At 65.5% G+C, this 18,373-nt stretch carries 19 protein-coding genes; 15 read left to right on the top strand and 4 right to left on the bottom strand.

What is annotated here, in order from left to right; all coding sequences use genetic code 11:
• Positions 1-53 precede the first annotated feature (53 nt).
• Positions 54-545, top strand: a complete 492-nt coding sequence (locus OH799_RS35575) for a pyridoxamine 5'-phosphate oxidase family protein (RefSeq protein ID WP_406273719.1) — start codon at positions 54-56, stop codon at positions 543-545.
• A gap of 164 nt (positions 546-709) precedes the next feature.
• On the opposite strand, the gene OH799_RS35580 is transcribed toward OH799_RS35575, so the two are convergent.
• On the bottom strand, positions 710-1,492 hold the full coding sequence (locus tag OH799_RS35580; RefSeq protein WP_406273722.1) for an isocitrate lyase/phosphoenolpyruvate mutase family protein: 783 nt from the start codon (positions 1,490-1,492) through the stop codon (positions 710-712).
• A gap of 384 nt (positions 1,493-1,876) precedes the next feature.
• On the opposite strand from OH799_RS35580, the gene argC reads away from it, so the two are divergent.
• Genes argC through OH799_RS35610 form a run of 6 tightly spaced genes read left to right on the top strand, consistent with a single transcriptional unit; the run spans position 1,877 to position 7,748 of the window.
• Positions 1,877-2,944, top strand: a complete 1,068-nt coding sequence (argC, locus tag OH799_RS35585; protein WP_406273725.1) for an N-acetyl-gamma-glutamyl-phosphate reductase — start codon at positions 1,877-1,879, stop codon at positions 2,942-2,944.
• On the top strand, positions 2,941-4,173 hold the full coding sequence (argJ, locus tag OH799_RS35590; protein WP_406273728.1) for a bifunctional glutamate N-acetyltransferase/amino-acid acetyltransferase ArgJ: 1,233 nt from the start codon (positions 2,941-2,943) through the stop codon (positions 4,171-4,173). The genes argC and argJ overlap by 4 nt, the downstream gene beginning before the upstream one ends.
• Positions 4,170-5,105 carry an acetylglutamate kinase gene (gene argB, locus OH799_RS35595; protein WP_406273731.1) on the top strand — a complete coding sequence of 312 codons (936 nt, stop codon included), beginning with the start codon at positions 4,170-4,172 and terminating at the stop codon, positions 5,103-5,105. The genes argJ and argB overlap by 4 nt, the downstream gene beginning before the upstream one ends.
• Positions 5,102-6,304, top strand: coding sequence for an acetylornithine transaminase (locus OH799_RS35600; RefSeq protein ID WP_406273733.1), 1,203 nt, complete (start codon positions 5,102-5,104; stop codon positions 6,302-6,304). Before argB ends, OH799_RS35600 begins: the two co-directional genes overlap by 4 nt.
• Entirely contained in the window at positions 6,301-7,251 is a 951-nt protein-coding gene (argF, locus tag OH799_RS35605) for an ornithine carbamoyltransferase (protein WP_406273736.1), read from the top strand. Before OH799_RS35600 ends, argF begins: the two co-directional genes overlap by 4 nt.
• Positions 7,248-7,748 carry an arginine repressor gene (locus OH799_RS35610; RefSeq protein ID WP_406273739.1) on the top strand — a complete coding sequence of 167 codons (501 nt, stop codon included), beginning with the start codon at positions 7,248-7,250 and terminating at the stop codon, positions 7,746-7,748. The genes argF and OH799_RS35610 overlap by 4 nt, the downstream gene beginning before the upstream one ends.
• Before the next feature lie 237 nt (positions 7,749-7,985).
• Here the strand turns inward: OH799_RS35610 and OH799_RS35615 are convergent, their stop codons facing one another.
• Genes OH799_RS35615 through OH799_RS35625 form a run of 3 tightly spaced genes read right to left on the bottom strand, consistent with a single transcriptional unit; the run spans position 7,986 to position 9,868 of the window.
• The gene (locus OH799_RS35615) at positions 7,986-8,258 is read right to left on the bottom strand and encodes a type I restriction-modification enzyme R subunit C-terminal domain-containing protein (protein ID WP_406282914.1); all 273 of its coding nucleotides are present in this window, start codon (positions 8,256-8,258) and stop codon (positions 7,986-7,988) included.
• Entirely contained in the window at positions 8,259-9,326 is a 1,068-nt protein-coding gene (locus OH799_RS35620) for a hypothetical protein (protein ID WP_406273741.1), read from the bottom strand. It abuts the gene before it with no gap.
• Positions 9,323-9,868, bottom strand: coding sequence for an HAD family acid phosphatase (locus OH799_RS35625; protein WP_406273744.1), 546 nt, complete (start codon positions 9,866-9,868; stop codon positions 9,323-9,325). Before OH799_RS35625 ends, OH799_RS35620 begins: the two co-directional genes overlap by 4 nt.
• Before the next feature lie 120 nt (positions 9,869-9,988).
• Here OH799_RS35625 and OH799_RS35630 point away from each other — a divergent pair, with 120 nt between their 5' ends.
• The 8 genes from OH799_RS35630 to OH799_RS35665 all read left to right on the top strand — a co-directional run bounded on the left by OH799_RS35630 (position 9,989) and on the right by OH799_RS35665 (position 18,186).
• A complete protein-coding gene (locus tag OH799_RS35630; RefSeq protein ID WP_406273747.1) occupies positions 9,989-11,020 on the top strand; it encodes a hypothetical protein in 1,032 nt (343 codons plus the stop codon).
• A 27-nt stretch (positions 11,021-11,047) separates the two neighbouring features.
• Positions 11,048-12,163: a hypothetical protein gene (locus tag OH799_RS35635; protein WP_406273750.1), complete on the top strand. Its 1,116-nt coding sequence runs from the start codon at positions 11,048-11,050 to the stop codon at positions 12,161-12,163.
• On the top strand, positions 12,154-13,062 hold the full coding sequence (locus tag OH799_RS35640) for an alcohol dehydrogenase catalytic domain-containing protein (RefSeq protein ID WP_406273753.1): 909 nt from the start codon (positions 12,154-12,156) through the stop codon (positions 13,060-13,062). The genes OH799_RS35635 and OH799_RS35640 overlap by 10 nt, the downstream gene beginning before the upstream one ends.
• Positions 13,063-13,094: 32 nt before the next feature.
• Positions 13,095-14,522 (top strand): tyrosine--tRNA ligase, encoded by a 1,428-nt coding sequence (tyrS, locus tag OH799_RS35645; protein ID WP_406273755.1) that lies wholly within the window; start codon positions 13,095-13,097, stop codon positions 14,520-14,522.
• Positions 14,523-14,570: 48 nt separating this feature from the next.
• On the top strand, positions 14,571-16,757 hold the full coding sequence (gene fxsT / locus OH799_RS35650; protein ID WP_406273758.1) for an FxSxx-COOH system tetratricopeptide repeat protein: 2,187 nt from the start codon (positions 14,571-14,573) through the stop codon (positions 16,755-16,757).
• The gene (locus OH799_RS35655; RefSeq protein WP_406273761.1) at positions 16,751-16,960 is read left to right on the top strand and encodes a hypothetical protein; all 210 of its coding nucleotides are present in this window, start codon (positions 16,751-16,753) and stop codon (positions 16,958-16,960) included. The genes fxsT and OH799_RS35655 overlap by 7 nt, the downstream gene beginning before the upstream one ends.
• Positions 16,961-17,527: 567 nt before the next feature.
• Positions 17,528-17,770, top strand: coding sequence for a type II toxin-antitoxin system Phd/YefM family antitoxin (locus OH799_RS35660; protein WP_406273763.1), 243 nt, complete (start codon positions 17,528-17,530; stop codon positions 17,768-17,770).
• A complete protein-coding gene (locus tag OH799_RS35665; protein ID WP_406273766.1) occupies positions 17,767-18,186 on the top strand; it encodes a type II toxin-antitoxin system VapC family toxin in 420 nt (139 codons plus the stop codon). Before OH799_RS35660 ends, OH799_RS35665 begins: the two co-directional genes overlap by 4 nt.
• Positions 18,187-18,373 lie beyond the last annotated feature (187 nt).

An 18,373-nucleotide genomic window follows, 5' to 3' on the forward strand; every position in this document is an offset into this window, starting at 1 on the left:
CTAGCCGGAAAACGTGACAGGCGATGTCAAGAACACGTCGTACTGTCCTCGCCATGACCACTTGGAGCGCATTCGTCGAAGAAGCCCCCCGCGTCGCCGAAATCTTCACCCGCAGGCACCGAGCCGCGGGCAATCTCTGCATGCTCGGCACCCTCCGTTCCGACGGTTTCCCGCGGATCAGTCCGATCGAGCCGAGGGTCTTCGAGGGGATGCTCGTGATCGCCGGTATGCCTGGGACTACCAAGTTCCGTGATCTGGCCCGTGATCCGCGGTTCTGCCTGCACACCGCCACCGTCGACACGAATGTGTCCGACGGTGACGCCAAGCTCTTCGGCACCGTCGTCGAGCTTCCGGACAAGGAAGTGCACGCCCGTTTCGCCCAGAAACTCTTCGACGACAGCGGATTCGACATCCGGGGCGAGGAGTTCGACCACTTCTACGTCGCCGATCTCACCGGCGCCTCGACGGTGGAAGTCGTCGACGACCACCTCGACATCACCATCTGGAAGCCCGGCGAGGGTGAGCGCGTGGTGCGCAAGCACTGAGGCACGGTGTCGATTCCGGCGGCCACCGCAGCATGTGCCACCGGGGTATCGGCGCGTCCGGGCGGGGATGGCGTCATCGGTGTCAGCTCTTTCACCAGCTTCAACGCCGTTTCGGGCCCATCGCACGTCCACACCGTGTTGTCGCTGGCCGTCCGGCTGGTGTCTCACGAGTCGGGGTGGGTGATCGTGCGAATCTCCCGGTAGCTCGGAACCCCGGTGGTGACTGGCGTACTGTCGCGTACGGCGCGCGCGACGTCGACAGCTGCCGCCAGGGCAGCGCGGTACAGCAGCGAGCCGGTACTGATCCGGCGAACACCGAGCTCGGCGAGCGTCGCGATCGACGGCCCAGTCGTCGAGTAGAGAATGTTGACGGGCACGGGTATCGCTGTGACGATCCGGCCGATGTCGTCCGGATCGGTCAAGCCGGGGACGAAGATGCCGTCGGCGCCGGCGGCGGTGTACCGCTCGGCGCGGGCGAGGGTGGCACCGTGCTCGAGGTTCAACCAGTAGGTGTCGACGCGGGCGTTGACGAACAGCTCCGGCGAACGTGCCTTGATCGCGGAGATCAGCTCGGCTTGATGCTCTGGTCCGGCCAGCGCGGTGTCCGCCCGGCCGTCCTCCAGGTTCACTCCGGCGATACCGAATTCGGCCAGCCGTCCGACGTATTCGGCGACGGTGGCCGGACAATCGCTGAACCCACCCTCGATGTCGACGGTCACCGGCACCGGCAGCCTGGCGAGCCGTCGCGCCAACGCGAGGGTTTCCTCGCCGGTGACCCCGGCGCCGTCGGCGAGCCCCGCCGCCGCGGCGACTCCGAGGCTGGTGGTGCCGATCGCCGGAAAACCTTCGGCCGCGAGCAGTGCCGCCGACCCGAAGTCCCAGGCATTGGGCAGGACCAGCGGCTCGGCGCGGTGGTGCAGCGCATGGAAGGTCTGGGTTCTGGTCATCGACATTACTGGGCATATCCGGTCCATCCCGCGACGCTATCTCGCGGTTGTTTCGGCGCCCGCCGAAACAACCGCGAACAATCATGGTGTGGTGCCGACCAGAGGAGCCCATCTGGCGGGCCTGGCCATGTTGCTCGCCGACCCGACCAGCGCCGACATTGGCCTACCGCGGCGCGGTATCCGGCGCGACGGTAAGCCGGTATCCGGTGCACCTCCCGCGGCGGGTACTGCACCGCGGAAGTGCTCGGGTGCATGCTCCTCGCGTCGTCCGGTGCTCCGTGGCGGACTGTTTGGGTAACTTCGGGCCGGGTATCACGGGCGCGTGGCCGACCAGGACGGACCCCGGTCTGTGAATGAGATTGCATAGTCATGCATAATCATCACATGGTTGATTCCTCGGATATGCCTCACCAGCCTGTCGTGCGGGTCGCGGTGGCTGGTGCGAGCGGATACGCGGGCGGCGAAGTGCTGCGCCTGCTTCTCGGGCATCCGGCCTACCGAGCCGGGCGCCTCGCCATCGGGGCGCTGACCGCGGGATCGAACGCAGGAGCTACGCTGGGGGAGTTGCAGCCGCATCTGCTGCCGCTTGCCGAACGGATACTCGCGCCGACCACGGCGGACGAGCTGGCCGGACATGACGTGGTCTTTCTCGGCCTGCCGCACGGGCAGTCCGCGGCCATCGCCGAGAAGCTGCCCGAGTCGACGGTGATCATCGACTGCGGTGCCGATTTCCGCCTCACCGACCCGGAAGCGTGGGAAAAGTACTACGGCAGCCCGCACGCGGGCAGCTGGCCCTACGGTCTGCCCGAGCTGCCCGGCGGCCGGGACAAGCTGCGCGGCGCGCACCGGATCGCGGTCCCAGGGTGCTACCCGACCGTGGCCAGCCTCGCGCTGGCCCCCGCCGTGGCGGCGGGCATCGTCGAGCCCGCCGTGCACGTGGTCGCGGTCAGCGGCACCTCCGGTGCGGGCCGCAAGCTGGACGTGGCGCTGCTCGGCACCGAGGTGATGGGCTCGGTGCGGGCCTACGGCATCGCGGGCGCGCACCGGCACACGCCGGAGATCGCGCAGAACCTGACGGCAGCGGGTGGCACGGATGTCGCCGTATCGTTCACCCCGGTGCTCGCACCGATGCCGCGCGGCATCCTCGCCACCTGCACCGCACCCACCCGTGTCGACGCTGCGCAGGCGCGCGCCGTCTACGAAAAAGCTTATGCCGACGAGCCTTTCGTGCACATGCTGCCGGAAGGCGTACTGCCGCAAACCGGTTCGGTGCTCGGTTCCAACGCCGTCACGCTGCAGGTGGCGGTGGACGTCGACGCGGGCCTGCTGGTCGTGATCGGCGCGATCGACAACTTGACCAAGGGCACCGCGGGTGCCGCGGTGCAATCGATGAACTTGGCCGTCGGATTCGACGAGACCGCAGGACTTTCCACCGTAGGAGTGGCACCGTGACGACAACCGCTGGGACATCGACCGAGAACGCGGGCGGCAAGCTGGTGCGCAACCAAGGCGTCACGGCGCCGCTCGGCTTCCGCGCGGCGGGCATCGCCGCGGGCATCAAGGCCAGCGGCAAGCCGGATCTGGCGCTGGTGCTCAACGAAGGCCCCGAATACGCGGCCGCCGGCGTGTTCACCAGCAACAAGGTGAAGGCGGCTCCGGTGCTGTGGTCGCAGCAGGTGCTGACCGGCAAGCGGTTGCGCGCGGTGATCCTGAACTCCGGCGGCGCCAACGCCTGCACCGGGCCCGCCGGATTCCAGGACACGCACCGAACCGCCGAGGAACTCGCCGCCGCGCTGAGCAATTGGGGTACCGAGACCGGCGCGGGTGAAATCGCCGTCTGCTCGACCGGACTCATCGGCGACCGGCTGCCGATGGACAAGCTGATTCCCGCCGTCACCGAGATCGTGCACGAGATGGGCGGTGGCCTCTCCGGTGGTTCGGACGCCGCGTACGCGATCATGACCACCGACACCGTGCCCAAAGAGGCGGCCTACCACCATCGCGACAAATGGAACGTCGGCGGCATGGCCAAAGGGGCGGGCATGCTGGCCCCCGCGCTGGCGACGATGCTGGTGGTGCTGACCACCGACGCCGCGGTCACCGCCGACCAGCTCGACCAGGCCCTGCGCAACGCCACCGAGCGCACCTTCGACCGGCTCGACGTGGACGGCTCCTGCTCCACCAATGACACCGTGCTGTTGCTGGCCAACGGCGCCAGCGAGGTCACCCCGAGCCAGGAGGAGCTCGATGCCGCCGTACTCGCGGTCTGCGACGACTTGGCCGCCCAACTGATGGCCGACGCCGAGGGCGTCACCAAACGGGTGCTGGTCACCGTCGCGGGCGCGGTCAGCGAGCACGAGGCGGTGGCCGCGGCGCGGACCGTCGCCCGCGACAGCCTGGTCAAGACGGCGCTGTTCGGCTCCGACCCGAACTGGGGCCGGGTGCTCGCCGCGGTCGGCATGGCGCCGGTCACGCTCGACCCGAACCGGATCTCGGTGTCGTTCAACGGGAACCCGGTGTGCCTCGACGGCGTCGGTGCGCCGGGCGCCCGCGAGGTGGACCTGTCCGGCGCCGACATCGAGGTGCTGATCGAGCTGAATGTCGGTGCCGCCCGCGCGACCATCCGCACCACGGACCTCTCGCACGGCTACGTCGAAGAGAACTCGGCCTACAGCTCATGACCAGTCAGGTGTTGCACACGCTCTCGGCGCTGGACAAGGCGCACATCCTTGCCGACGCGTTGCCGTGGCTGCAGAGGTTTCGGGACAAGATCGTCGTGGTGAAGTACGGCGGCAACGCCATGGTCGACGAGGAACTCAAGCGGGCCTTCGCCGCCGACATGGCTTTCCTGCGCACGGTCGGTGTGCACCCGGTGGTGGTGCACGGAGGCGGCCCGCAGATCAGCGCGATGCTGAAGAAGCTCGGCATGCAAGGGGAATTCCGCGGGGGCTTCCGTGTGACCACCCCCGAGGTGATGGACGTGGTGCGGATGGTGCTGTTCGGTCAGGTAGGCCGCGAACTGGTCGGGTTGATCAACGCGCACGGCCCGTACGCGGTCGGGACCTCCGGTGAGGACGCGGGGCTGTTCACCGCGACCCGCCGCACCGTTGATGTGGACGGCGAGCCGACCGACATCGGCTTGGTCGGTGACGTTACCGCGGTGAACCCGGATGCCGTGCTCGACCTGATCGGCGCGGGCCGCATCCCGGTGGTGTCGACGATCGCGCCGGACGCCGACGGCGTGGTGCACAACATCAACGCCGACACCGCCGCCGCCGCGCTCGCCGAGGGTATCGGGGCGGAGAAGCTGGTGGTGCTCACCGATGTCGAGGGCCTGTACACGAACTGGCCGGACCGGTCGTCGCTCGCGACGCGCATCGACACCGCCGAGCTGACGGAGTTGCTCCCCAGCCTGGATACGGGCATGGTGCCCAAGATGGAAGCCTGCCTGCGCGCCGTGCAAGCAGGGGTGCCGACCGCCCATGTGATCGACGGTCGCGTCCCGCACGCCGTGCTGCTGGAACTGTTCACCGGAGAAGGAATCGGAACGATGGTGACGCCCGCCCCGCTCATCCCGAACGGGTCGCGGCCACTGGACGGAACGAAACAATGACGACAGCTGAACTGCGGAAGCGGTGGTCCGCCGCGCTGATGAACAACTACGGCACCCCCAAGGTCGCGCTGGTGCGCGGCGCGGGCGCAGTGGTCTACGACGCGGACGGGAACCGCTACCTCGATTTCCTCGGCGGCATCGCGGTCAACAGCCTCGGCCACGCGCACCCGGCGATCCTGGAGGCGGTCACCCAGCAACTCGGCACGCTCGGGCACGTCTCGAATCTGTATGCCAGCGAGCCGGTCATCGAGCTGGCCGAGCGGTTGCTCGCGCACTTCGGCGACGGCGAGGGCCGGGCATTCTTCTGCAACTCCGGCACCGAGGCTGTCGAGGCGGCGTTCAAGATCGCGCGATTGACCGGGCGGCGCAAGATCATCGCCTGCGATGAGGCGTTCCACGGCCGCACCATGGGGGCGCTGGCTCTCACCGGGCAACCGTCCAAGCGGACGCCGTTCGAGCCGATGCCCGCGGGCGTCGTGCACGTGCCCTACGGTGACGCCGCGGCGCTGGACGCCGTGGTCGACGAGGACACCGCCGCGGTGTTCCTCGAGCCGATGATGGGGGAGAGCGGCGTGGTGGTTCCGCCGTTCGACTACTTGGCCACGGCGCGCGAGATCACCGCGCGCAACGGAGCGCTGCTGGTGCTCGACGAGGTGCAGACCGGCATCGGCCGGACCGGGACGTTCTACGCGCACCAAGCCGTCGGCATCGTGCCGGACGTGATCACCCTGGCCAAGGGCCTCGGTGGGGGGCTCCCGATCGGTGCGGTGCTGGCCAACGGCCAGGCGGCCGAACTGCTCACGCCTGGCCTGCACGGCACCACCTTCGGCGGCAACCCCGTGTGCGCGGCGGCTGCCCTCGCGGTGCTGCGCACGATCGACGACACCGATCTGCTGTCGCATGTGCAGTCCGTCGGCAAGCGGCTCAGCGACGGCATCGAACTGCTGGAGCACCCGCTGATCGACCGGGTGCGCGGGGCGGGTCTGCTGCTCGGCATCGTGCTCACCGAGGACCTGTCTGCGCAGGTCGAGGCGCGGGCGCGGGCGGCGGGATACCTGGTGAACCCGGCCAAGCCCGACGTGATCCGGCTCGCTCCGCCGCTGGTGCTCACCGAGACCCAAGCCGACAATTTCGTCGCCGACTTGCCGGGGATCTTGGACGGCGCACTAGCGGACGCGAAAGAGGTTGCGGCACAATGACTTCTGAATACTTACGGCATTTCCTGCGAGACGACGACGTCAGCCCGGCCGAGCAGGCCGAAATCCTCGCGCTCGCGGCCGACCTCAAGACGGCACCGTTCTCCCGGCGCCCCCTGGAGGGTCCGCGCGGCGTCGGCGTGATCTTCGAGAAGAACTCCACCCGCACCCGGTTCTCCTTCGAGATGGGCATCGCCCAGCTCGGTGGACACGCGGTGGTCGTCGACGGTCGCGACACCCAGCTGGGCAGGGAGGAGACGCTCGGCGACACCGGCCGCGTGCTGTCGCGCTATGTCGACGCGATTGTCTGGCGCACCTTCGAACAAGTCCGGCTGGATGAAATGGCCGCCAGCGCAACGGTCCCGGTGGTGAACGCGCTGTCCGATGAATTCCATCCGTGCCAGGTGCTCGCCGACCTGCAGACCCTTGCCGAGCACAAGGGCGACCTGATCGGCCGAAACCTCACCTACTTCGGCGACGGCGCCAACAACATGGCGCACTCGCTGCTGCTCGGCGGTGTCACGGCGGGTCTGAACGTCACCATCGCCGCGCCTGCCGGTTTCGAACCGCTGCCCTGGATCGTGGAGGCCGCGCGCAAGCGGGCCGCCGACACCGGTGCCACCATTACGTTGACCGGTGATCCGGCCGCCGCCGCCGAGGGCGCCGACGCGCTGGTCACCGATACTTGGACTTCTATGGGACAGGAGAACGACGGCCTGGACCGGGTCGGCCCCTTCCGGCCGTTCCAGCTCAACGCCGGCCTGCTCGCGCACGCGCAGCCGGACGCCGTTGTGCTGCATTGCCTTCCCGCGCACCGCGGCGAGGAGGTCACCGACGAGGTGCTGGACGGCCCGCACAGCGTGGTGTGGGACGAGGCGGAGAACCGGCTGCACGCGCAGAAGGCGCTGCTGGTCTGGCTGCTGGAGCGACGATACGGGAGCGCGGTGTGACCGAGGTCAGAGGCGGCCCGGCCATCGCGCGCACCCGCGCCGGGCGGCAGTCACGCATCGTCGAACTGCTCTCGGCGCACGCGGTGCGCAGCCAGACCGAGCTGGCGGCGCTGCTGGCGGCCGAGGGCATCGACACCACCCAGGCGACGTTGTCGCGGGATCTGGACGAACTGGGGGCAGTGAAGCTCCGTGCCGCCGACGGCGGTGCGGGCGTCTACGTGGTGCCCGAGGACGGCAGTCCCTTCCGCGGCGTCACCGGTGGCACCGACCGGTTGTCCAAGTTGCTCGGCGACCTGCTGGTCTCCACCGACTCCAGCGGCAACATCGCGGTCCTGCGCACCCCGCCCGGCGCCGCCCACTATCTGGCCAGCGCCCTCGACCGCGCCGCCCTGCCGTACATCGTCGGCACCATCGCGGGCGACGACACCATCGCTGTCATCGCGCGCGAGCCCCTGACCGGCGCGGAAGTGGCCGCCACAATCGAGGAACTCGCCTGACGGGACGCGGCGTCTTTGGCTGTCGTCAGCAGGTCTGGCACAGACAGATCCTGGCCCAGTGCTGTCCCTAGACGCCAACGCCGTCGACCGCCGCAACATCATTCGAAGGGAAGATGCTGGCCATCGGCGCCGATGACAGCTACCTGCACACCCACTGCGAAGTAGAAGGACCTGTCGGGACTGCCCCGGTACGCCGATTGCGAGCGCGAAACGTCGCCGAGCGTTCCAGGTTCTGTGCTATCCGTGTGCCGCGGTCTGCTCGGCTTGTTGATCGGCTAGTGAAGTCGTACGGATATTCCTGACGACCGCCACTATCCGGTCCACATCCTCTTCGGAGAAGATGTCCTCCGGCCCGGTCGGTGCAACCGACTTGAACGGCGGCTCGTAGAGCGCGCCCACCTCGATCACCCCGTTCTTCCTGACGTAGTCGGTGAGCAGGTTCAGGAAGTGGAGTTGGCTGACTGTGAGGGTGCGGCCGGTGTGGAACTCGTCGAAAGCGGCGGTCGCTATTCAGTTGAGGTACGTCTCGCGATGCTCGGCTAGGAACACGGTGTGCTCGTCGCGCCGGTAGTCCGAGAACTCCTGGCTCGGACCGCTCCGCGGTCTGGCGACGAGTTGCCGGCCTGCAGTCTCGAGAGCCGCGACGAGTCGCTCACCGTAGAGAAAGTCTCGGCCGTCACCCCAGTCGAACCAGATCGGCTCGATCACCCGATCGCCGTGTACGAGGGCTTGCTCGCGTAGGTGCCCGACCGAGGAGCACACCGCCAGCATATTCAGGTCGAAGGCCAACTCCAGCTGACCAGAATGGGTGCCGCGTGAGTACGGGAGCAGCAGCGCATCGGATCTGAGCCCGGCTTCGACAACGGTGGCATCGGACGGGTAGGACTGCATGGTCGCGCTGATCCGATCGTCGGCCCGGACCACCGACAACAGCGCATCGATGTTGTACCTGCCGAAATCGGCAGGATTGAACGGGCGCAACAGGAGGCTGAGGCGCGCATGCGGGTCAGGGACGGCCAGACTCCAGTTCGTCACCGCCGTCAGATGGCCTCGGTTCGGGCGTAACGCGCCGTACATCAAAAAGCCGCTCGCCTCCGAGCTCACCTGCCGAACACGTCCCATCAGATCGTCCGGGGCAACGACGTATCCATGCGGAATCACCCGCACCCGCTCCACCGCGGGAACGAGCTGCCGAAGTTCGGCTGCCGACGACTCGGTGAGGCCGATCCAGCTGGCTCCCGACTGGGCAACGAGCTCTAGGCGTGCTCGGAGGTCCCCCGCCGCTGTGAACATCGGCACCAAGTCGTGGGCAGTGCACACGACCTTCACCGACTCGTTCGCACAGGCGTCGAGCAGATCTTCGAGGACCAGAAGATCCTCGAACTCGATGTGGTGGAGGTGAACCACGTCGAGCCAGTCCAGCGGGCGGTGTCTGAGAAGCCATTCCGCGCCCACTGCCGCAGGCACGATGCCGTGCCGGGTTCTGTTGCCGTTGAGTAATTCGATGTCAGCGGACACGATCTTGCGAACGTACGGCGTTCTGGCCGGCAGGTGCACAACCCGCACAGCGCCGCTCATCGGGTCGACCACTGTGCGTGGTAGACCGGCCATCCGCCGCGGCGAAGCGCGGCGACGACAGTATCGTCATCGTCGATGACCAGGCGGATGTCATCCTGGTCGGCGATCTCTGCGATTCGCTCCATTTTGAACTCGGCGACGGGACGCCGGTCGGATTGGGACCGCATGTGTACCGTGTCCGTCGGTAGGCCCTGCCGTGCCAGCCACGACATCGTGATGGTCCGAAACCGTTCTGGTCGGCCGGTCAGCCACACAATGTTGCACCTCGACCCCAGGGCCGTGGCAATCGCGAGTCCTCGCGGTAGCGGCAGGTCAATCGCTGACGACGCGAAGAACCTCTCCCACTGCGGTGGCTTCAAGCCGAGAAAGTGGAGGCGGTGCCGACAATCCGACACCGTACCGTCGATGTCGAATACGACCACCTGCCTCCTGGTCGCAGCGTGGACGTGCTGCCGGGCCTGACAGGACTTGGATCTGGCAGTAGTTGCAACACAGCCGATTACGCGGCCGTCTGATTCCGTCATCGCCCCAGACTCGAACATAGACCTGTCTCCGACCAGATCACCTTGTCCCCTCACGGTGAAGGTGCGTCTCGGTCTTACTTCCTAGCGCCTGCCAGTCGGATCCTGTTGGACACCAATGAAACCGGCACGGAGGGCGCAATGAGAACGGCACCGGTCATCTTCTCGAACACCTACTACCGAAACGTCGTGCGGGAGTACGGCTACGGCGACTTCGAGTTCGATCGCTTCGGCTTCGAGCTGGCCGGCTTCAGCGCGGAGGAGCTGAATCTCCGCTGGTTGTGTCACCACCGCGCCGAGGGGTTTTTGTCGACACCTCGCTCCGCTCGCGTCGTGACCACAGGGTTCGGCATGTCCGGAGTCCCGCACATGGGCACAGTGGGGCAGATCCTCGGGATGTCGAAGCTCCAGCAGGGCGGCGAGTTCACCCAAATCGTTCTCGGCGACTTGGACGCTTACAACGGCAAGGGCAGGTCGCTTTCCGAAGCCCGTGACTTGGCGGACAGGTTCGCAGCCTTCTGCCGGCGTCTCGGTTACGACGACTCGGCGGGTGTATTGCGTAGCCAGTTCGAGGAAGTCGACACCGTACGAAACCTGTATCTGCTCAGTCATTTCGCAGATGACGCAGACTTCGACGACGCCGAGGAGGACAACCACGCCTACTATGCGAGCCTCGGGATCGTCGCCTCTGCGATGACGTTCCCCCGCAAGGTGTCTCTCGCCCTCATGGCCTCCGATTTCATCACCCTCGGCCAGGACTTCGACGCCGTTCTGGTGCTACTCGGGATCGACGAACACAAGTACGTCCGCTTCGCTGCCGAGATCGCGCGTCGCCTCGACTCGAACACCACCCTGCGCGGTGACTTCACGTTGGGGTCGATCTATTCGCGCCTCGCCTCCGGATTCGGAGGACATCCGAAGATGTCCAAGAGCATCCCGGAGTCCTCGATCAGCGTCACCTCGACGCCGGACCAGATCGTAGACCGGATCGCCGGTGACACCGCAGTGCTCGCGGCGGAGTCACCCAGCTTCCAGCTGATCAACCAGCTGTTCCTGCGTGACTACGGCGACTGCGTGGATCTCGTAGGCGAGTGCGCGACGAACTCCCAGGCCTGGCGGTCGGCGAAGGCCGAGCTGGCGGACTACCTGATCTCGGTCACCGAGCTGTGGTGAAAGGGCAACAGCGTGTATGCGAACCTGATGGGGCTTGTCGAGGATTCCGAGCCCGCCCATTTCGCCTCGTACCTGAGCCGGCTGAACTCCGGGTCGAGCCTGACTTATCGCGAAGCCTCCGATTACATGCGGTTGGTACTCGACATCGACGATCCGCGGATGCGCAGCGCCCAGCTCGGCGTGCTGTTGAACGGGCTGATGGCTAAACATCCGACTGTCGAGGAAGCCAGCGGTGCCATCGACGCGGCGCTGGCCCTCGACGGACTGCGCCCGGCCGCCCGGCCGGCGCATCCCTTCACCGGGGAATGCGTCATCGGGATCGCCGGCAGCGGAAAGAAGGGAATCAAGACACCCAACATCTCAACTCCAGCGGCGATCGTCGCCGCGGCCGCAGGCGTCCGGGTCGCGAAGTGCGCATCCGCGGCCACCTCGTCGGTGGCCGGCTCTGCCGACACCTTGAAGCGGCTCGGGGTCGAGCTCACGCGAAGCACACGTCGCACCCTGGACGTGATGGCCGAATGCGGTCTGGGCATCTTCGAGATCGAGCAGATGGTTCCTCGCTTCGACGCCGCCTATGGTGGACTGTTCTTCGCTCCGCATGTGCTGTCGTTGGCCTTTCCAGCCTTACTGCTGCCGATCAGAACCGACACCCTGCTGTACGGCATCGCGCATCCAGATGTCAGCCTGTCGCTCGAGGTACTACGCCGGTACCACGACGGAGACATGCTGGTCGTGTCATCGACTCCAGACAACCTCCGCTGGATCGACGAGGTGGGCATTGTCGGCGATACATCGATCGTCGGCGTCCGAGAAGGGGTCCGGGGCCGAACTCTGCGCCTTGCGCTGGCAGACGTCCTCGGCGTCGGGCCATACTCCGTGGGCGACTTCGTGCCAGGGTCAGATTTGACCGAACAGGCACGGATCGTGGTGGACGTTCTCGCCGGCACCGCCGCCCCGGCCTTGGTGGACATGGTCGCGGTGAACGCGGCGACCCTGCTTCTCCTCGGCGACATCGCCACCACTGTCCCGGAAGCATTCGACCTCGCTCGCGAATTGATATCAGACGGATCGGCATTGGCGAAGCTGCGGGAATTGATCACCGCCAGTGGTGGCGACGACCACACCGTTCGGGGGTGGCTGTGATCGAGCAGACCGTGCCGGTCGTCGCGGTCGGCGTATGCGGCCCCGACATCCAGCGGTTCCGCAGCGGCTTCGCGCTCACCTCCCTGGGCCACGAGCTGGTCGGCCGGCATCCGGACAACGGTGCGCTGGTAGCCATTCGTCCCCTGCGCCCCTGTCGACGGTGCCCGATGTGCCGACGGGGATGGACCGAGCAATGTGCTGACGACGCTGGCATCGGCCGACACGACACCGGCCGCGGCGGGTTCAGCGGATCAGTTCAGGTGACCATCGAACAGCTGTACCGGGTGCCCGCCGATGTCGATGTCGCGCTGGCAACGTTGACGGACCCGCTGGCGTGCGTTGTTCACGCTACTCGATCGATGGTGATGGACGGACTGGATGTTCTCGTCATTGGCGACGGGCCGATGGCGGCGCTGGCCGCAGTACGTGCCCGGCAGAAAAACGCCTGGCAGGTGACGATCGCGGTCAAGTCTGCCGAGCGGATCGAACGCTTGTCCATCTTCGCGGACCGGGTTATCACTGTAGGCAGCGTCGAGTCCAACCGGTACGATGTCGTGGTCGAAGCCGTAGGAGGCATCAGCAGTGAACCGATATCGATAGCAGCAGCCGCGGTGGCACCCCTGGGTCAGGTGGTGGCACTCGGGGTCTATCGCCCGCAAGCGACTGCTGATCTATCGGTTCGCCGCCTCCTGGAGAAGGAATCAATCCTCCGAGGCAGCAAGGCATACCGCGTCAACGAAGGCCAGGACGACTTCGCCGCCGCGCTCGAGGTTCTGAGCAATCACCAGGCTGACTTCGCCCCGATCATCGCCACTTGCTGCGCTCTGCCGCCCGACGTTCCGCAGTCGTTCGCCACCAACCGACCACACACCCTCAAGGTCGTCTACACCTTCCGTTAGCGACCTCACCGACTGCGAACAGGACAGGACGCATGATGCACGAAAGTACCCGTCTCGGTGCATCCCGAGACGCAACGATGGACATCCTCGGGACAGCCCCCGAACTGCGGGAAGGACCGCAACTCAACGCGATCCTAGCCTTGCTCGCGGAGCGTCGACAGATGGATCTGAGCGACCTGTCTGCCACAGAACAGGCCCAGATCATTGCCGCCCGCACCCAGGAGCTGCTTCCATCGTCAGCCCAGCTCGCCGAACTGCTGACCGATGCCCGTGACGCCGGGCGACAGCTGATCGTCAAGTTCGGCATCGACCCCACCGCCGCAGACGTTCACGTCGGCCACGCGGTGCCGATGATCGTCGCCAGCCGCTTCCAGCGCATGGGACATCGGGTCGTCTTCATCATCGGCGACATCACCGCGAAGATCGGCGACCCGTCTGGCCGTGTTGCGGATCGACCTCCGTTGACCGACGACGACATTCAGCGCAACATGCGGTCCTACCGCGACCAAGTTTCACCGTTCTTCAACTTCGACGACGCTGACTTCCGGTTCAACAGCGAATGGCTCGCACCGTTCGGCCTCCCCGAATTCATCGGCGTGCTGGAGAAACTTCCGCTCTCGGCCTCCCTACAGCGTGAGGACTTCCGCAATCGGCTCAGCGCGGGCAGCGGCCTGACGATGGCGGAATTGGTGTACTCGGTTGTCATGGCATTGGATTCGGTGGAGATCAGCGCGGACATCGAGATCGGCGGACTCGACCAGCTGCTGAGCATGCAGATGTGCCGCCGGGTCATGGAGAACCACGGGCAGAAGCCGGAGGTGGTCGTGGCCACCGGCCTGATCGAGGGCACCGACGGGACCGGCGCCAAGATGAGCAAGAGCAAAGGCAACTACGTCGGTCTCGCCTTCGACCCGAAGGATGTATTCGGCAAGCTCATGTCCGCCGCCGACCGGCTGCTGCCCGCTTACCTCGAGTCGCTGACCGAGCTGCTGGACCCCGAGATCGCACTGGTTCAAGAGATGATGCGGGACAGAAGGATCCACCCGATGGGCGTCAAAACCCTGTTGGCCTCCGACGTCACAGCGGCAATTCACGGACTCGAGGTCGCCGAGTCGAGCCGGATCGGGTTCAAGGCCCAGTTCTCCGAGAGGCGCTACTCCAACACTCCCGATGTGCCCGGAGTGAGCGGAAGCGAGAAAGCTGACGCCACCATCGCCCAACTTTTCGTCAAGGTCACCCGACTGATCCCCAGCCTCAACCAGGTTCGCCGCACGGCCAAAGCCGGCGGGCTGCGCTTGGTGGTCGAATGGCCCGGCAATGACAAGGAAACTGTGACACTCGGTGTAGAGGACGCCGACGCGCCCATCGCCAAGTTGGTCGCCACACACGCAGAGTTGCTCGGTGCCGCCAACACCCGAAGCTTCCTCAAGTGCGGACGTTCCCTGATCGAATTGCGATGACGTGACCCCCACGTGCACCACTAGACTTGCGGATCGACAGTACAGACGGTGGGTGGGGGGCCTATTTCCGCACGACAGTCGATCAACCCGGCCTGGTGGACCAGCGAGCAGCACGATGGCATCTCGATCCGCCAGCTGCTCGCTGCCCGAGACATCCAGCTGATCTTCCAATTCCTGCACCACCGCGGCTGGAGCTGGGCCGCGATCGCGCGCGCTACCGACCTCGGCGATCAACGCGTCCGCGAGATCGCTAGCGGCAGAAGGAAGATCGAAAGCTACGACGTGTTCGTCCGCATCGCCGAGGGACTCGACATCCCGAAGCCCTATCTCGGCCTCGGCCTGGACGATCCCGAATCGCCTCCGGCTCCAGCTTTGGGTCACGGCGCAGCCGCGGCCGTAGGATTCGGGCCGCGACGTCTGGGCCAGCGCTTCGGGCACGCACCGCAGCATCCACTGGAGGCCACGCCACACCGCCCAGACAGACCGACCGACGGCGAGACTACCGGGCGTCACCAACCGCAGGTCGCCCAGCACGTCCAGATTGGTGTCGAGCGGCCACCGGATGCCAGCGAGTCAACACGGTCCCCGGTGCCGCGCATCTCCAATTTACCGAGCCTGACCTTGCACTTCGTCGGACGGAGCGATGTGATTGCTGCCGTCGAACGGAAGTTGGACGAACAGCTGACTGCGGCAGTAGTTCAGACAACAGTCATTTCAGGAATGGGCGGGGTCGGCAAAACGCAGCTGGCACTTGCATATGCATACCGAAATCTTGCTCGATACGAGCTGATCTGGTGGATTCCGGCGGAGCGGTCAGCAGTAGTCACCGAATCACTGCATCAGCTGGCGATCAGGTTGGGCGTGCATTCTACCGACGGCCACAGCGACAGCATGGGGATGCTCCGAGATTGGCTACGGGCGCACGACAATTGGCTGATAATTTATGACAACGTCGAGGACCCGCGGGATCTGATGCCGTTTCGTCCCGCCGACACGAGAGGGCATGTCATCGTGACATCCAGAAATCCATCGTGGCGGGGGTATGCGTCGACCATAAGGCTCGATGTGCTGGAACGATCCGAATCAGTCGAGTTCCTACTCTCGCGAACAGGAACAACGGACCGGGTGGCTGCAGACAAGATCGCCGAGATCCTCGGCGATCTCCCGATCGCGCTGGAGCAGGCCGGCGCCTATATCGAGGACTCCAATATATCGTTGGTGACGTATCTCGAATTATTTCAATCCAGAGCCGCTGCTATGTCCCGCCAGGGAAGGCCAGCGAACCACGAAGATACCGTCGCAACCACATGGGCGGTGTCGCTCCAAAAGTTAGGGGGTATCTCACCGACTGCCGAATTACTATTGAACCTTCTGTCACACCTTTCCGCCGAGGATGTGGACCGGAACATGCTGCTCAGGCACGCGGCGACCATGCCGGGCGCCTTACGATCGGCGCTCTCGGATCCGTTGCAATTCAACAACATGGTGAGTGCCGCCAGCAGATACTCGATAGTGGATGTATCGGAGAGAAGCCTTTCGATGCATCGCCTTGTGCAGTTGGTGATCCGAGAGAGCCTGAGCGTCGAGCAACGCAAGGAATGGTCGGGGGCAGCGATTCGACTACTAGAGTGCGCCTTTCCGGAAGACGTCGCAGATATTTCGAATTGGGGCGAATGTGCCAGGCTTTTACCGCACGCCTTGACCGTACTCGACCACAGTATCAATGAGCGATCCGACCTCGACCGTGCACGAATTCTCATTGAGCGCGTCTCGCGCTACTTGACTATGCATAACCAGTACGGGCAAGCGCAGCTGCGGCAGGCCCGATGGATTTCCGAACGGACGGTTGATATTGCGACATCGTTAGGAGAAGAGGATTCCCGTTCTCTGGCGGCAAGCCTCAACAGTCTGGGCCTGGTTCAGCGCGACCTCGGCGAACTGGAGAAGGCGCGAGCTGCCCACACCCGTGCGTTGGGAATATTCACTCGCCTTGTCGGCCAACGAGATCCGGAGGTTGCCGCCACACTGAACGCCATTGGGCTTGTCCATCACGCATCCGGTCGACTCGGCGAGGCTGAGGCCGCATATCTCGAGGCCCTCGGCATCACAGAAGAGGCTTACGGCCCAGAGCATCCGGCCGTAGCGAGGACCCTCAGCAACCTCGGCCGCGTGCACCGCGCCATGCGCCATTTGGACCAGGCCCTCGCTGAGCAGGAACGCGGTCTACCATGCTGACCGAGGTCGAGACCGCCAGGGCGCTGTTTCTGAGCGAACTGGCCTTCGGCAGCGACCTGTTCGGTGCGGGCGTCGAGTTCCAACTCGTCAATGCGATACGCGACGCCGATGCGGTCACGATCCTGCGCTCCCTGCAACGGAAGCTCCACACGCGAGCCGGCGCCAAAGCGCTGTTCGAGCCCGAGCTCTACGCACCCGAATAAATCTGAACCACAGGATCGGACAGTTCGAAGCGGCACCGGAATAACCAACCGGCATATACGGACACAGCCTTCGAGAGTCTGCTCACTCCCAAAGACACTGTCTGGCAGCAGCCGTGGCTCGATCTGGTCACGAGATCACCGAAGGAAGAGAAACCGGCCGATCTCTGCAACGGGACCGACACCGGGCTCGAGCTGCGCGATAGCGCTGATCGAAGCCGGTAGGAGGCGGTCACTCAGTCCTCGGGCGCCTCGGCGATCTGGATGATCGAAGGCTTGCGCGACAGCTGTGGGTCTGGTCCCATCTTGCCGGGTTGAAAGTCGGAATGGCTCAGTCCGGCCGGTAGGCGACCGTGTCTGTGAGCGCGGCAGCGAGGTCTGTGCGGTCCGGTGATTCAGGCGGCGGGGTATTGCCCGGCTTCCGGGCGGCGCCGCTGCTCGAGCAGCATGGCGATGGTGTCGAAACTTTGCCTGGCCAGGCGTGGGGGCTGGCACTCGATCGCGCAATCGACTGGCGCGCCGATGGCGAACTTCCTAATGTAGGTAAGTACCTACATTAGGGAGGCGTCGATGACCACGATGAGTGCGCGTGAGTTCAATCGCGACGTCAGTGCGGCCAAACGCGCCGCAGTCGAGGGTCCGGTCGTAATCACCGATCGTGGCGCGGAGGCTTTCGTGCTGCTATCGATCGAGGAGTATCGGAGGTTGCGCGCGGACAGTCAGGACATTGTGGAGCGGTTGAGTATGGGGGATGACGACATCGATTTCGATCCGGCTCAGTTGACCGTCGAGTTGAAGGTTCCGCGGCTGTGACATTCCTGCTCGATACGAACGTCCTCAGTGAACTGCGGAAGTCCTCTCGTGCGGCGAATCCTTCGGTTCGGGCCTGGATGGCAGGCCGGAGGCCGTCCGAGCTGTATATGAGCGTCGTCACCGTACTGGAGATCGAGGTTGGCATCGGTCGAGTCGAACGACGTGACTCGACGCAGGGGAAGCGGCTGCGAAGGTGGCTGGAGGACGACGTGCTCGATGTGTTCGCAGGCCGGATTCTGGGGATCGACCTGGCCGTCGCGCGTCGCGTCGCGCGGCTGCACGTGCCGGACCTACGCCCCGAGCGTGATGCCATGATCGCCGCTACGGCGAGCGAACACGGCATGACGCTCGTGACGCGGAACGTGAAGGACTTCGCTCCGATGGACGTGCCGGTGATCAATCCTTGGGAGACGTGAGCACGTCCATCGGCATTGCCGGTCGGGCGTCTGGATGACCTTCGCCGGGATGCGTCACCGGCGTGGTGCTGCGACAGGCGGTGGTGAGGCAAGGGGTATTGCCGACGGGTTCGTCAGTCTGAGCGGGTGCGCACGCCCGCCCCGGTTGTGAATGGGATTGCATCGTCGTGCATAATCATTTGTAGCA

Origin of the sequence: Nocardia sp. NBC_00881 (assembly GCF_045207455.1) — a bacterium.
Lineage (GTDB): Bacteria > Actinomycetota > Actinomycetes > Mycobacteriales > Mycobacteriaceae > Nocardia.

What these genes read in the sequence shown, in the direction of transcription:
- OH799_RS35580 (WP_406273722.1), bottom strand. Translation starts at nt 1,492, where the DNA reads ATGACCAGAACCCAGACCTTCCATGCGCTGCACCACCGCGCCGAGCCG.
- tyrS (WP_406273755.1), top strand. Translation starts at nt 13,095, where the DNA reads ATGATGCACGAAAGTACCCGTCTCGGTGCATCCCGAGACGCAACGATG.
- OH799_RS35620 (WP_406273741.1), bottom strand. Translation starts at nt 9,326, where the DNA reads ATGAGCGGCGCTGTGCGGGTTGTGCACCTGCCGGCCAGAACGCCGTAC.
- argF (WP_406273736.1), top strand. Translation starts at nt 6,301, where the DNA reads ATGACTTCTGAATACTTACGGCATTTCCTGCGAGACGACGACGTCAGC.
- OH799_RS35655 (WP_406273761.1), top strand. Translation starts at nt 16,751, where the DNA reads ATGCTGACCGAGGTCGAGACCGCCAGGGCGCTGTTTCTGAGCGAACTG.
- OH799_RS35625 (WP_406273744.1), bottom strand. Translation starts at nt 9,868, where the DNA reads ATGTTCGAGTCTGGGGCGATGACGGAATCAGACGGCCGCGTAATCGGC.
- argC (WP_406273725.1), top strand. Translation starts at nt 1,877, where the DNA reads ATGGTTGATTCCTCGGATATGCCTCACCAGCCTGTCGTGCGGGTCGCG.
- OH799_RS35575 (WP_406273719.1), top strand. Translation starts at nt 54, where the DNA reads ATGACCACTTGGAGCGCATTCGTCGAAGAAGCCCCCCGCGTCGCCGAA.
- OH799_RS35660 (WP_406273763.1), top strand. Translation starts at nt 17,528, where the DNA reads ATGACCACGATGAGTGCGCGTGAGTTCAATCGCGACGTCAGTGCGGCC.
- OH799_RS35630 (WP_406273747.1), top strand. Translation starts at nt 9,989, where the DNA reads ATGAGAACGGCACCGGTCATCTTCTCGAACACCTACTACCGAAACGTC.
- argB (WP_406273731.1), top strand. Translation starts at nt 4,170, where the DNA reads ATGACCAGTCAGGTGTTGCACACGCTCTCGGCGCTGGACAAGGCGCAC.
- OH799_RS35635 (WP_406273750.1), top strand. Translation starts at nt 11,048, where the DNA reads ATGGGGCTTGTCGAGGATTCCGAGCCCGCCCATTTCGCCTCGTACCTG.
- OH799_RS35600 (WP_406273733.1), top strand. Translation starts at nt 5,102, where the DNA reads ATGACGACAGCTGAACTGCGGAAGCGGTGGTCCGCCGCGCTGATGAAC.